The organism is Acinetobacter sp. MF4640 (assembly GCF_002018895.1).
GTDB classification, from domain to species: domain Bacteria; phylum Pseudomonadota; class Gammaproteobacteria; order Pseudomonadales; family Moraxellaceae; genus Acinetobacter; species Acinetobacter johnsonii.
Genome location: NZ_MVOM01000155.1, coordinates 1 through 568, shown reverse-complemented (window position 1 = coordinate 568; position 568 = coordinate 1). Strand labels below are relative to the sequence as shown.

The 568-nt window shown below is 42.8% G+C and carries 1 pseudogene; it reads right to left on the bottom strand.

The window, feature by feature from the left end:
• Positions 1 to 568, bottom strand: a pseudogene (locus tag MF4640_RS18885) (IS5 family transposase); the annotation flags it as partial.

Below are 568 nucleotides of genomic sequence, written 5' to 3'. Positions count from 1 at the left end.
CAGAGTCAATCCGCTCATCTTGTGGAATCTGATTAAGTAAATCACCAAGCACCTGTGAATCACTGACATTATTGGTTGTAAGCTAAACTGCTCGTATTTGTAGGGTTTTAGCATCTATACCAATATGAAGTTTACGCCATTGGCGACGATATTCAGGTCCATGTTTCTTGCGTTTCCATTCGCCCTCACCTAGAAACTTCATGCCTGTAGAGTCCATGAGTAGATGCAGCCCATCGCTACTTTTTTGGTAGCTGATTACAATATCAATATGCTTTTGTCTTCTACAAAGCGTGGTGTAATCTGGAGCTATCCAATTTAATCCGCAAAGTTTAATCAGACTTTGCACAAAGCCAGTGACCATACGTAAAGACAGACGGAATAAGGATTTAATCATTAAGCAGCATTGGATGGCTGCGTCGGAGTAGGTTTGATTTCGCCCTTGTTTGCCTTTTGATGGCGCATACCATTGCGTAGCAGGATCAAACCAAATGGCAATATTTCCGCGACTCATGAGTGCTCGGTTATATGCGGGCCAATTGGTTGTGCGGTAGATTTTGTGTGTAGGCTT